Source organism: Muribaculum intestinale (assembly GCF_002201515.1).
Taxonomy (GTDB): domain Bacteria; phylum Bacteroidota; class Bacteroidia; order Bacteroidales; family Muribaculaceae; genus Muribaculum; species Muribaculum intestinale.
On sequence record NZ_CP021421.1, the window covers coordinates 3,124,421 to 3,138,635 of the forward strand.

A 14,215-nucleotide genomic window follows, 5' to 3' on the forward strand; every position below is an offset into this window, starting at 1 on the left:
CATTGAATCCTTGATATATTGGTATTAATCGTAAAACAGTTCATCTATACAAAATGTTCTAAACATTCAAAAAAAAATAGCAGCCCCTCAAATTTTGAAGGACTGCCGCATATTATAATTTAGGTCTTGAGTATCTCAGCGTGAGATTTTAAGCATCCGTGGCGCAATATTACGACCATGCAGATGCAGTAGGTTTATTCCGGATGGAAGCGGAAGTCTCGACTCTAAAGAGGTTACGACCCGATTGTAAATCATGCGTCCATCAAGAGCGTATACTGAAAGTGTCGCTCCGATTGCATCCGGGCTTACTGTCAGAATAGAAGTAGACGGGTCGTAGGATATCTTGGCACTAACTACAGCATTCTCTATTCCTGACATTAAAAAGTCAGTCGACATGCTCTCTCCCATTAATGACGCAAGGTACACTTCAAGAGCTGTATAGCCGTCGGAATTGATGCGATTGTTATCAGTGGCATTAATATCAAGTCCTACCGACTTCTCCCATTCGTCAGGCATACCGTCGCCATCAGTATCAGCAGGCACAATATAATCGATCGAGTATTCATAGAAGCCTTCGGCATCCGTCTCTTTGTCGATAATACCGCGTGTGCGTCCAAGTGAGCCTCCATACGTAGCCTTACCGGTGCGGGCCTCCTCGGCTACCCGCTGTTCTACCTTGTCACGATTAACAGTACCGGCATGTTCTACTACATAATTGTAAGCCTCCTCACCCGACATATACCCGCTAAGCATATATCGCTCCGGCACATAGGTGCCGACCGGACCGGCGAGTGTCCACTTATAATATGGTGTTGCCGGAACTATACGTTCCGATGCGCGTATCTGATCCAGGGTATAAAGTTCGGTATTCATCGCCTTCCAGTTGTCGGCTGTCGCTTTGGCAAATCCCTCGCCGACATTGCCGTCAACCCACCATTTTGCCGGAGCCCATGAGGTAGCGCCCTCTCTTGCTCCGCTCGAATTGACAAACCACAATTCCGTCTTGCTCGAATTTGGTCCCGGCTTGTAATAATTGTTTATGAAATTACATTCATGTGCGGAATTAAGCCCGTTGTAAGATGTGATTGCAGCAGTGTTCTCTCCACCGTAGCACCCTCCTCTGGAGCCATAGTTATAATTCACATTGTTGACATATTCCATAAACACTACATAGTCCTCTCCGCGTGCGCCATTGAATCGCGGAGAACGAGAGTTGTTGTGGGCAAGCAGATTATGATGGTATGTTGCCGGAGAGCCTCCCCACTGGCATCCATATCCACGCGCACCTTTCGAATGGCCGGCATTGTAGAGGCCTTCATGTACAATCGAATGCTGTACTGTAAGGAAATGAGCATCTGCTGTGTTCATATTTTCCTCAACCGACCATCCGAAAGCACAATGGTCGAAGATAAAGTCGGAACAGTTTTCCGCACCACAAGCATTTTCCGCAAGAATATCTCCACTGATACTCTTCTGTCCGATACGGAAGCGCATATTTCGGACAATAAAATTGCTGGAACCACCAAAGTTGACTTTATTGCGGCTTATAAGTATTCCGTCGCCGGGAGCTGTCTGACCGGCAAGAGTCCAATCTGAGCGACTAACTCGCAATTCACGGTTCAGCTGGATATTTCCACTGACCGAGAAGACGATAGTGATTGGTTCGCCTTTATGCTGCTCAAACGCCCATCGCAGAGTCCCCTCGGAATTGTCATCGGCAAGAGATGTAACAGTCACGACACGACCTCCTCTGCCGCCTGAGGTATATTTGCCGAATCCCTCGGCTGATGGAAATGCCAGAAGCGAACGGGCCTCAGACGCATTGACCGGAGATGACATTACGCCATGTCGCGATACGGAACGTACGGCATATGACGCGCCCGGCTCAATGCCTTCGGTGAATTCCGGCTTGGCGGATATGCCGCAGAACTTGCCATTCTTATATATGATGAATGCGGCCACATTTTCATCTGCGTCCCAGAATATGCCTTTGTCGGTTATATCAAAGTTGCGTGGAGTAGCACTGCCGCGAAGTATCGAAGAGTAGTCGAACTCTATATCTGACAGTTTGCCAAACATGAATTCCGGATTCATATATGCCTCAACTTCGTTATCGGTAGCCTGATGACTGAACGACGCGCGACCGGAGATATCCGTAAAAGTACCGTCCTCAGTCATATTCTTATATTCATACAGTGACGCATTGTTTTCAGTTCCGTTCCAGGATGACCATCCCGCGCGGCTGATATGATTGCCAAGGATACACCCTATAAACATTGCGCCACAGGTATCCTTCCATGGTCGTCCGAGGGTATATGCACCGGTTGCTACTCCGTTCTCGGATGTTATGCGGCAATTACGGAAAAACAGTCCGGGATAGAAACGGTCGGCACTAAGTTCCGGATAAAGGAGTTTAGTCATTGGCATCGCTGTTTCAGCAGGAGCAGTTATGTAGCCTCCTCCTTTCAGGCATCGTATCTCACAATTCTCAAACCATTCAAGGCCTCCGTCGTAAATAAAATCCGTAGCACCGGAAATTACACAGTTGACAAAATAGCCCCGGCTACCGACATTAGCTTTATATGTATCCTGATAACCGGAAATAACACAGTTGTTAAATACATGTGCATCACCTGCTGTATAAAGTGCTTCTGCCTGTCCGACATTCCCCGAAGTATTGCGTATTGTTATCCCCTCGGCATAGAATCGGTCGACAAACACATTGAGAGCGGCACAATCCAGATAGCTGTTGCCTGAATTGCTACCGCCACGGCTGGTGGATGATGTGATTATAGTGGTGGCCGGATCCTCGCCGATGATACTGATAAATTTAGGTTCCTCACCCTTGCGGCCGGCATATACATTCTCCTCATATATGCCCGGATGCAGATATATGATACCACGTGTATATGCCGGAATTGCATCTATTGCGCTTTGTATACTGCTGTAATCAGCAGTATCAGCTGCTCCGACAGTATAGGTTACAATCTCAGCATCAGTATCGGGCGACGGTTTTTTCTGTGTGTCTCCGGAAAAGCCGTAGTCGCCAAGGTCGGAGGGTGTACCGATATCCCCGATTGGATTCTCTCGCGCATATTCTGCATCAGAAGCGGTAATTTCAGTTCCGAAAATCTGGATTTTATGCACACGTGGTGCCTGTCGCTCCGCCATCGGGTCGGCATAATGGGTAAACACATCGCTCTGTACGGGATTGCCCTTTATCTCGCCATCCCATACACGCCAGCGGATAGATACATCATGAGCATCGATTTTATTCTCCATGAAGTATCCCTGATCAGAGAATACAGTCCAGCCATTCTTCTGACGTTCTGATCCCATCCATACAAGTGGCTTCCATTCGCCGTCGCCAACCTTGTAGTCACATTTGATACCTCGTCCCCAGGATGTAGATGACCATGACCATTGGATTATGTCGACATACGGTATATGGTCTATTTCCATCCAGCCGTGCATCGACTCGCCGTTAATGGCTGCATTACGGCACATCTGTACAAAGCCGGCTTCTCCATAATTAGGTTTGCCTTTGTCATCATAGGTAATGTTATCTTCAAGATAATGTGTGTGCCCTTTTACCGTCCAATTATTGTATGTCGATGAACTGTTGCCGGAGCACTTATCGCCAAGATAGTACTGTCGGGCAAAAGCGGCCGTCACTCCGGCTCTACCGTTAAACGACTTCTTGGTCGCAAAAGTACAGTTGTGGAACAACACCGGGTAACTTACATCGGAGGCATCGCCATTGGCCGGAGTGGTTAGTACAGCGTTGACATATCCTCCGTCGGCCCATTCCGGACAGTCACGTCCGGTCTCTTTCTGCCAGGTTGAAGGCCAGCTCTCATCGCTGAAGTTGATGTCAATCACTTTTGGATAAGTCGATGAATTGCTCCATTGCTCCACGACAGAAGCCGGATCAAAAGACCCCTCTATCGCAGCATCTGCCGAAAACGAGGCAAACAGTGCGATTGAGGAAGCACACAGGAAACTTGGATTTAATTTCATGCAGTTTATGGATCTAAGATTATTGTAATGTCGATTTAAGATTATACATTCCACACATCTTAGTATGGGATATGCAAATATAGCTATAACACTCCGCTATAGTCGGTGCAATACATACCGTAATAGGTGGAATTTTTGACACAACAACTCATTGTGGGCTCATTGGGATTCATCGCAATGCCTCAGGCAGTATGAATAAAATGAACATAATGCAATAAATCGACCAATTCCCTCGTTTTATATTTTAATAGGTCAGAATTGTATCTGAGAGCACGGGGATTTTCAGATAAACTTGATTTAAAAATAATATAGCCAATAGTCTGTCTCTTTTGACACAATCCCCCCATCCTTCAATCGTGTATTATACATCTAAACTTTATTAAACCATCCTTAGAGATTATGAAAATGTCTACTTTGCATCTAATGCCTCTGGCACTCGTTTTGCCGGCCTGTGCAGGACATAATGATGCCAGTCAGAATCAAGATTTGACACAATATGTCAATACTCTTATCGGCACCGACTTCACCGGAAATACTTATCCCGGCGCTCAAATGCCATTTGGAATGGTTCAGCTAAGTCCTGACAACGGTATACCCGGGTGGGATCGTATTGCCGGATATTTCTATCCCGACTCGACCATCGCAGGATTCAGCCACACCCATCTGTCAGGTACCGGCGCAGGCGACTTATATGATATCTCATTCCTGCCTGTTATGCTTCCGGTGCGTGAGTCCGATGCACCGCTCGGCGTACACTCCCGTTTCTCTCACGACGATGAGACTGCCAACGCAGGTTATTATCAGGTGCGCCTTACCGATTACGACATCAATGTAGAACTTACCGCAACCGAGCGTTGTGGCATACAGCGCTATACATTCCCTAAAGGCGATGGCGCCGTAATACTGAATCTTGCCAAAGCAATGAACTGGGACGCTACACAAGACAGTCATATTTCTGTTGTTGACTCGGTAACAATCGAAGGATACCGGTTCTCTGACGGATGGGCCCGCGACCAACGGCTATGGTTCCGGTCCAGATTCTCACAGCCGTGGGATTCTCTGCGCATAGACCGCACTCCGATTATAAAAGACGGGAAAACGATAGGCAACGGCGATGTGGCATGGTTCTATTTTTCGACCGAAGCCGGGGAGCAGATTTCCGTCAGCACCTCCTTGTCATGTACAGGAGCAGAAGGAGCGGCACTCAATCTTACCACAGAGGTCCCTGATGACAATTTTGACAAATATCGCGAAAACGCCCGTAAGACATGGAACTCAGCTTTGTCAAAAATCACCGTTGACGGAGGCGATGATGACAAAGTAAAATTCTATACCGCTCTTTACCACTCAATGCTCGCTCCTACTATCTACGGCGATGTCGATGGTGCATATCGTGGTCCCGACAAAGCCAACCATCAGGCTGAGGGATGGACTAACTACGGCACTTTCTCACTGTGGGATACTTTCAGGGCGTCACATCCTCTGATGACTTATCTACAGCCGGTTCGCGCTCATGATTTTGTAAAATCACTTGTAGAATTCGGTGAACAGAACGGACGCCTGCCTGTATGGAACTTCCAGGGTTCGGAGACTGATATGATGATTGGATATCATGCAGTTCCTGTGATAGTCGACGCATATATGAAAGGACTTATCGATAATGACTACGCAGAAAAAGCTCTTGACGCATGCATTGCCACTGCCAATCTTGATTCATACCGACAGATAGGCGACTATAAGCGCCTTGGCTATGTGCCTAGCCCCGGCCATATCGAAGGAGAAGAGAATTGGTCGCTTTCGAAAACACTTGAATATGCATTCGATGATTACTGTATAGCTCTTATGGCTGAAAATATGGGGCGTAAGGATGTCGCTGACGAATTCTACCGACGATCCGGCAATTATGTAAACGTATATAATCCTGCGACATCTTTCATGCAGCCTCGCGACTCTAAAGGAGATTTTCTTGACGGTTTCAACCCCGATGACTATACTGAAGATATCTGTGAGAGCAATGGATGGCAGTATTTCTGGTCGGTACAACATGATATTGACGGACTCATTGACCTTGTCGGAGGGAAAGACCGCTTTAAAGAAAAACTCGACAGCATGATGACCTACAATCCTTCGCCCAATGACTCACTCCCGATATTCAGCACCGGAATGATAGGCCAATATGCTCATGGAAATGAACCAAGCCATCATGTAGTGTATCTGTACAACAATGTCGGACGCCCCGATTTAACCCAGAAATATGCTTCTGAAATAATGGAGCAGCTTTACAATACGACACCTGCAGGTCTATGCGGCAATGAGGATTGCGGACAGATGTCGGCCTGGTTTGTATTCTCGGCAATGGGCTTCTATCCGGTCAATCCCGTAAATGGAATATATGAGTTGGGAACTCCGCTATTTAAAAAGATGCAGCTGCATCTTGACAACGGCAAAATATTTACCGTCAATGCTCCTGATGTCAGCAAAGAAAACATATATATCCGCTCGATAAAAATCGATGGTAAGCCTTATGACAAGACTTTCATCACTCACGAGCAGATAATGTCGGGAGCTACTGTAGACATGGAGATGTCAGCTACTCCGGCGTCATTCCCCGACAATGAATAAATTTTTGTAATTTTGCACTACAGTTATTACAGAATGCAATTATCACCTCAAATCTGATGAATAGAATCAAACTTTTTGCCATGGCCGCCACTATTGCTTGTACAGCAACGGCCAATGACGACCTCACTCAGTATGTCAATACGCTGATGGGCACACAGTCGAGCTTTGAACTCTCGACAGGAAATACATATCCGGCAGTAGCTATGCCTTGGGGCATGAACTTCTGGACACCCCAGACAGGCAAGATGGGAGATGGATGGGCATACACATATGACGCGCATAAAATCCGCGGTATAAAGCAGACCCATCAGCCAAGTCCGTGGATTAACGATTATGGTCAGTTCTCCATGATGGCTACAGTCGGGACTCCTGTGTTTGACGAAGAAAAGCGTGCAAGCTGGTTCTCACATAAAGGAGAAACAGCTATGCCACATTATTATAAGGTATATCTGGCCGACCACGATGTGGTGGCTGAAGTCACACCGACTGAGCGTGCTGCAATGTTCCGGTTCACATTTCCTGCCACGGACAGTGCAAATGTGATTATTGATGCCTTTGACCGCGGCTCAGCAATAAATATAGATGCGTCGAAACACCGTGTCACAGGATATACGACACGCAATAGCGGAGGTGTACCTGATAATTTCCGCAACTATTTCGTTGTTGAGTTCGACCGGCCTTTTGAATATTTCTACACTGTGACCGACAGTGTGCTTTCAAAAGGGGCAACAAGCGCCGAAGGCAATCACACCGGTGCTATAGTTGGCTTCAAGACTTCCAAAGGCGAGATTGTGAATGCCCGTGTGGCGTCATCATTCATATCGCCCGAACAAGCATTACTTAACCTCAATGAACTTGGGAACGACAGTTTCGATATACTTGTAGCCAAAGGCAAAGACAGATGGAACACTGAACTCGGCAAAATCCGTGTCGAGGACGGAAAGGAAACTGACATGCGCACATTCTACTCGTGTCTTTACCGTTGCCTCCTGTTCCCACGCAAATTTTACGAACTCGATGCTTCAGGCAAGCCCGTTCATTACAGCCCTCATACCGGCGAGGTAAAGGATGGATACATGTATACCGACACCGGACTCTGGGATACATTCCGTGCGCTATTCCCCTTATTGAATCTTTTCTATCCCGAGGTCAACTCAGAAATCCAGGAAGGAATGCTCAACCATTATCGCGAAAGCGGCTTCTTCCCCGAATGGGCAAGTCCCGGTCACCGCGACTGCATGGTCGGCAATAATTCGGCATCCGTGCTGGCCGATGCCTATCTCAACGGAGTGAAAGTCAGCGACACAGCCACTTTGTGGGAAGGTATTGTGAAAGGCACCGAGAATGTACATCCTACAGTATCGTCAAGCGGTCGCCGCGGCCACGAGTATTACAACTGGCTTGGATATGTTCCATACGATGTTGAAATCAACGAAAACGTTGCCCGCACACTTGAATATGCTTATGACGACTGGTGTATATATGAACTTGCAAAAGCTCTCGGCCGACCGAAAAAAGAGCAGCAACTTTATGCCAAGCGTGCCATGAACTACCGCAATGTTTTCGACAAAGAAAGCAATCTTATGCGTGGCCGCAATGCCGACGGCACATTCCAAAGCCCATTCTCCCCTCTCAAGTGGGGCGACGCTTTCACAGAAGGCAACAGCTGGCACTACACCTGGTCGGTATTCCACGATGTGGACGGCCTGATAGGTCTGATGGGAGGACGTAAGAAATTCGTGGAAATGCTCGACTCTGTATTCAACGTGGCTCCCCTATATGATGACAGCTATTATGGATTCCCGATTCATGAGATTCGCGAGATGACAGTCATGAACATGGGCAATTATGCCCACGGCAACCAGCCTATCCAGCATATGATTTACCTATATAACTACGCCGGTGAGCCATGGAAAGCTGAAAAACGCCTGCGTGAGGTAATGAACCGCATGTATACCCCCACTCCCGACGGCTACTGCGGCGACGAGGATAATGGCCAGACATCCGCATGGTACGTATTTTCAGCCCTCGGTTTCTACCCCGTAACTCCCGGTACCGGAGAGTATGTGCTCGGCACTCCCCTATTCGGCAAAGCCACCCTCACAATGCCCGGTGGCAAAAAGACTGTAATTGAATCCTCGCCTGAAGAATGGTATGTTGACTCTGTGGTACTAAACGGCAAGCCATATTCCCCGACTTTCCTGCACCATGACGACCTGCAGAATGGCGCCACTATCAAGATTAAGAAGTCGGCTACTCCCAATACCACAAGAGGTACTTCTCCCTCAGATGCCCCCTACTCTTTCTCTCGTAACGAAGCCAAAGCCGCAGGAATAAAATAAAGGTTATATACAAGCAATCAAAATTAATCCGCCATTTAGCTTCACGGCTAAATGGCGGATTAATTTTGATGATATAAAATAAAAAAGGAATGGAGCGCCAAATCCACATTGGCGCTCCATTCATTCTCCTTATTATTATCCTTTATGCCTGCTTGTACAGTGTTGTTTCGGCAGGATTGAAACGGTTGATGAAGTCGGCATGCTTGTTTACTTCAGCTTGGGCAAGATTGAAGTAAACACGTGCGCTGGCATCAAACAGATCAGCATTGCGAGACGCATCAAGTATGAGCAAGTGGCTCATTATGATGTTACCGGCCATCTCTACAAGACGGCGAGCCATGAAATCGAGATATGCGGGGTCATTGGCTTCGGTCACCTTCTTCACACACTTCTCGTAAGTAGCGGTAAGTCGGGCGAGTTCGTCGCGCAACGGCTTATAGGTGTGTCCGATTTCCTGTGCCTCATATGTACGGATGAGGTTGAGGTAAGTACCGGTTGTCACGTGGCGGATAGCGGCAACAACCTGGAGCTGTGTGGTGCCCTCGTAAATTGATGTGATGCGTGCGTCGCGATATATACGCTCGCATGCATAATCCTTCATGAAGCCGGATCCACCGTGAATCTGGATAGCGTCATATGCATTCTGATTGGCGTACTCACTGCCAAGACCTTTGACAAGGGGTGTGCATGCGTCGGCAAACTTGCTGTAGTATTTTGCCTCCTTGCGTTCTTCCGGAGTGAGAGGACGTTCTTTGGCGATATCATCGTAAATCTTATAGATATCGACAAAACGAGAGCACTCATAAAGAAGAGAGCGAGAAGCCTCGAGTTTGGCCTTCATTACCGAAAGGATTTCGTATACTGCCGGGAATTCGATGATAGCCTTGCCAAACTGCTTGCGGTCGCGGGCATAAGAAAGGGCTTCACGATAAGCCGCCTCTGAAATGCCGACAGACTGCGCGGCGATACCGAGACGGGCGCCGTTCATAAGAGCCATCACATACTTGATTAGACCAAGTTTGCGCGAACCGCAGAGTTCAGCCTTTGCATTGCGGTAAACAAGCTCGCAGGTGGGAGAACCCTTGATGCCCATTTTATTTTCGATACGGCGTACGGTTACTCCACCGTCGCGCTTATCGTAAATGAACATTGACAGGCCGCGGCCATCCTTTGTTCCATCCTCAGAGCGTGCAAGCACCAGATGGATATCACTGTCACCATTGGTGATAAATCGCTTAACACCATTCAGACGCCATGTGCCGTCGGGCTGTTCAGTGGCTTTGAGCATTACAGACTGGAGATCGGAACCTGCGTCAGGCTCGGTAAGGTCCATCGACATGGTCTCACCCTCACATACACGGCTAATGAAGCGGCTCTTCTGGTCTTCATCGGCAAATTCATAGATTGTTTCAGCACAGTCCTGAAGTCCCCACAGGTTCTCAAATCCGGCATCCGCACGGCTGACAATATCAGCAGCCATGATATAGGGTGTAATCGGAAAGTTGAGACCACCGAATCGGCGAGGCATAGCCATACCCATAAGACCGGCCTTGCGGCAGGCATCAAGGTTCTCCGCAGTGGCGTCGGCATACTTCACACGTCCATCAATTACCTGAGGCCCCTGATGATCTACAGCCTCGGCATTAGGGGCTATGATATTGCCTGTAATCTCACCTACGATATCAAGTACCTTATCGTAGGAGTCCATAGCATCATCGAAGTTGAACGGAGCATAATCAAACTTGTCAGCTTCGGTAAAATTGCGTTCTTTGAGGGCGACAATCTTACCCATAAGAGGATGGGTAAGGTGATGCTTAAGAGCGGGATTGTCGTTATAAAAATTTGCCATTACTTCGAATTTTTCTTGTAATATTTAATGAGTTTGGGCACGACATCCTCCACATTGCCGGTGATTACATAATCGGCGATGGTATTGATAGGTGCGTTGGGGTCATTATTGACCGAAATGATAATAGAGCTTTCCTGCATGCCGGCAATGTGCTGAATCTGTCCGGAAATACCGCAGGCGATATACAGCTTGGGACGTACGGTAACGCCTGTCTGGCCAATCTGACGGTCGTGTTCGGCAAATCCGGCATCAACCGCGGCGCGCGAAGCGCCTACTTCGGCGCCAAGAGTGGCAGCAAGATCATAGAGCATGTCGAAGCCTTCTTTGGACCCCATGCCATAACCGCCGCACACAATTATCGGAGAGTTTTTGATATTTATTTTCGATTTCTCGATATGTCGGTCGATTATTTCTACCACAAAATCCTCTGGCTTAACATACTTGTCAGCTTCAAGGTCTACTACTACACCCTTGTATGCGGAATCCTTTATCTCCTTCTTCATCACACCCTCGCGTACGGTAGCCATCTGGGGGCGATGATCGGGATTGACGATAGTGGCCACAATATTGCCGCCGAATGCAGGACGAATCTGGTAAAGGAGGTCGGTGTAGCTTTTACCGGTTTTGGGATCGGTATGGTCGCCGATTTCAAGCGAAGTACAGTCGGCGGTGAGACCACTGTGGAGACATGAGCTGACACGTGGGCCAAGGTCACGACCAATACATGTGGCTCCCATAAGGCAAATCTGGGGCTTAATCTCCTTGAAAAGATTGATAAGCACTGCTGCGTGGGGGTTGGAGGTATATGGATAGAGACGAGCGTCCTCTACCTTATAAACCACATCCACGCCATAGGGGAAGAGCGAATCCTCGATACCGTTGAGTTTATCGCCTATTACCAATGCTTCAAGTTTAACGCCAAGTTTGTCGGCGAGCACGCGGCCCTTGGTGAGAAGTTCAAGGCTCACATCGGCTACTTTGCCATGCTCATACTCGCAATATACTATGAGATTGTTGTTGTCGTTCATGATTCAATATAATTAGCCGATAGTATGGTTGACGATAAGCTCTTTGATGAGATCCTCTATCTGAGTGTCATCATCTGTGAGAGTACGGCTCTCCTTGGCTGTAAATACTACATTTTCAATGGCTTTCACTTTTGTCGGAGATCCGGCCAGGCCTATCTGTGAGGGATCGGCATCTACATATGCCGCACTCCACTCCTGTAGGTTAAGATACGGGCGTGCATCAACAAGTGCCTGTATTTCAGGAGAAAGGTTTCCCTTCTCTGACGGAGATACGGCATATTTATATTTCTGTACACGCTTTGCATTGCGGGGACGGCACTCAGCAGCCGAGCCGTTGACAGTAACTACACATGGCAGTGGTGCCACTACAGTCTCCACCCCGCCTTCTATGCGGCGCTTCACTGTCACCTTGCCATCCTTGAGGTCAAGAATTTCTTCAGCATATGTCACCTGGGGAATGCCAAGTTTCTCGGCAATCTGGGGGCCAACCTGTGCGGTATCGCCATCGATAGCCTGACGGCCTCCGAGAATTATATCATAGTTGCCAAACTTCTTTACAGCCTGGGCCAGTGAGTACGATGTGGCAAGTGTATCAGCACCGCCAAGTGTACGGTCGGTAAGGACTATACCGGTATCGGCACCGCGATAGATGGCTTCACGGATAATTTCAGCAGCACGTGGCAGACCCATTGTAAGAAGGGTCACCGTAGATCCCGGATTGGCATCCTTGAGGCGGAGCGCCTGCTCAAGAGCATTCAAGTCCTCCGGGTTGAAGATTGCAGGAAGGGCGGCACGGTTGATGGTACCGTCGGCCTTCATGGCATCTTTGCCCACATTGCGGGTGTCAGGCACCTGCTTGGCGAGCACGATGATGTTAAGACTCATACTTTTAAGGTTATTAGATATATTAAGTTAATTGATTCGGTTGATTATCACTCGTAGCTGGTGCCGTCGAAGCAATGGGTACAGACCTTGCATTTGGGCAACCCGATAGCCTTGACCACAGTCTCTACGGAACTGAACTTAAGCGATGTAAGCCCGAGTTGCTCACGGATTTTCTCTACCATGGCCTCATATTGTGGCGAGCCGGTAGTAGCGTATTTATCCAGATCCTTATCGGCATCGCCCTCCAGGTCTTTAATGACGCGACGGGTTATCAGCTCCATATCGCTCTTGGATGCGGTGAAATTGATAAACTTACACGGATATATGAGCGGCGGGCAACTTATTCGTACGTGTACCTCCTTGGCACCACAGTCAAACAAATCCTTCACATTGTCGCGTAGCTGTGTTCCTCTTACGATAGAGTCATCGCAGAATATCGCACGTTTGTTGTAAAGTAATGCGCCATTAGGTATAAGTTTCATTCTGGCAACGAGCTCACGGCGCTCCTGAGTTGAAGGGGTGAAGCTGCGTGGCCATGTCGGAGTATACTTTACTATCCCCCGGCGATAAGGCACGCCTTTACCTTCAGCATATCCAAGAGCCATGCCTATACCTGAATCCGGAACCGCGCTCACAAAGTCGACCTCCTGGTCATCATTGCGACCCATTTCCATCCCGGCCTCATAACGCATTTCATCGACATTGCGTCCCTCATATTCACATACGGGATATCCATAATATGTCCAAAGGAAAGCACATACCTGCATCTCCTCTCCGGGAGCCTTAAGCTGATGGAAACCGTCAGCCTTGACTTCTACAATCTCGGCCGGACCGAGATTGTAGCACACCTCATACCCAAGATTTGGGAAAGCACATGTCTCACTCGTAAGCGCATGAGAACCCTCCTTCTTCCCTACTATAATTGGTGTGCGTCCGAGACGGTCACGTGCGGCAATAATACTGTCCTCTGTCAGGAGAAGCATCGAGCATGAGCCCTTGAGCCGTTTATACACATTCTCAATACCGCTCACATAGTCTTTCCCCTCGCATATAAGCGCAGCAACCATCTCTGTAGGATTGATAATGTCGTAGGAGTGTTCACAGAAGTGATGACCCTTGGCCAGCAGTTCCTTCTCCAGCTCGGCGATATTATTTATACGTCCTACTGTCACTATCGCAAATTTGCCAAGATGGCAGTTCACGATAATTGGTTGGGCATCGGTGTCACTTATGACACCGACACCGACATTCCCGGTAAAGTCCTTGAGGTCTCCCTCAAACTTCGAACGGAAATAACTGTTCTCGATATTGTGTATCGAGCGGGTAAAGACGCCGTTGTTGCATGTTGCGATACCTGCGCGCTTTGTACCCATGTGGGAGTTGTAGTCAACTCCGTAAAATAGCTCGTTGATGCATTCTGTGCGTTTTGCAACGCCGAAAAAGCCACCCATAGAAACTGTGAATCTTTA

Annotated in this window: 7 protein-coding genes; 2 read left to right on the forward strand and 5 right to left on the reverse strand. The window is 48.1% G+C overall.

What is annotated here, in order from left to right; translation table 11 throughout:
- Positions 1 to 135: 135 nt before the first annotated feature.
- Positions 136 to 4,020: a pectinesterase family protein gene (locus tag ADH68_RS12950; protein WP_068960462.1), complete on the reverse strand. Its 3,885-nt coding sequence runs from the start codon at positions 4,018 to 4,020 to the stop codon at positions 136 to 138.
- Positions 4,021 to 4,419: 399 nt separating this feature from the next.
- Between ADH68_RS12950 and ADH68_RS12955 the strand changes: the two genes are divergently transcribed.
- Positions 4,420 to 6,642 (forward strand): GH92 family glycosyl hydrolase, encoded by a 2,223-nt coding sequence (locus ADH68_RS12955; protein ID WP_084273978.1) that lies wholly within the window; start codon positions 4,420 to 4,422, stop codon positions 6,640 to 6,642.
- Between the two features lie 80 nt (positions 6,643 to 6,722).
- Positions 6,723 to 8,984, forward strand: coding sequence for a GH92 family glycosyl hydrolase (locus ADH68_RS12960; RefSeq protein WP_232321538.1), 2,262 nt, complete (start codon positions 6,723 to 6,725; stop codon positions 8,982 to 8,984).
- A gap of 142 nt (positions 8,985 to 9,126) precedes the next feature.
- On the opposite strand, the gene ADH68_RS12965 is transcribed toward ADH68_RS12960, so the two are convergent.
- The 4 genes from ADH68_RS12965 to ADH68_RS12980 are packed head-to-tail and all read right to left on the reverse strand — an operon-like array spanning position 9,127 to position 14,197.
- Positions 9,127 to 10,833: an acyl-CoA dehydrogenase family protein gene (locus tag ADH68_RS12965; RefSeq protein ID WP_068960459.1), complete on the reverse strand. Its 1,707-nt coding sequence runs from the start codon at positions 10,831 to 10,833 to the stop codon at positions 9,127 to 9,129.
- Entirely contained in the window at positions 10,833 to 11,861 is a 1,029-nt protein-coding gene (locus tag ADH68_RS12970; protein ID WP_068960458.1) for an electron transfer flavoprotein subunit alpha/FixB family protein, read from the reverse strand. The genes ADH68_RS12965 and ADH68_RS12970 overlap by 1 nt, the downstream gene beginning before the upstream one ends.
- Positions 11,862 to 11,873: 12 nt before the next feature.
- A complete protein-coding gene (locus ADH68_RS12975) occupies positions 11,874 to 12,746 on the reverse strand; it encodes an electron transfer flavoprotein subunit beta/FixA family protein (RefSeq protein WP_068960457.1) in 873 nt (290 codons plus the stop codon).
- 47 nt (positions 12,747 to 12,793) lie between these two features.
- Positions 12,794 to 14,197 (reverse strand): amidophosphoribosyltransferase, encoded by a 1,404-nt coding sequence (locus tag ADH68_RS12980; protein ID WP_068960456.1) that lies wholly within the window; start codon positions 14,195 to 14,197, stop codon positions 12,794 to 12,796.
- Positions 14,198 to 14,215 lie beyond the last annotated feature (18 nt).

Coding starts and splice junctions, on each gene's coding strand:
- ADH68_RS12950 (WP_068960462.1), bottom strand. CDS start 4,020: ATGAAATTAAATCCAAGTTTCCTGTGTGCTTCCTCAATCGCACTGTTT.
- ADH68_RS12955 (WP_084273978.1), top strand. CDS start 4,420: ATGAAAATGTCTACTTTGCATCTAATGCCTCTGGCACTCGTTTTGCCG.
- ADH68_RS12960 (WP_232321538.1), top strand. CDS start 6,723: ATGGCCGCCACTATTGCTTGTACAGCAACGGCCAATGACGACCTCACT.
- ADH68_RS12965 (WP_068960459.1), bottom strand. CDS start 10,833: ATGGCAAATTTTTATAACGACAATCCCGCTCTTAAGCATCACCTTACC.
- ADH68_RS12970 (WP_068960458.1), bottom strand. CDS start 11,861: ATGAACGACAACAACAATCTCATAGTATATTGCGAGTATGAGCATGGC.
- ADH68_RS12975 (WP_068960457.1), bottom strand. CDS start 12,746: ATGAGTCTTAACATCATCGTGCTCGCCAAGCAGGTGCCTGACACCCGC.
- ADH68_RS12980 (WP_068960456.1), bottom strand. CDS start 14,197: ATGGGTGGCTTTTTCGGCGTTGCAAAACGCACAGAATGCATCAACGAG.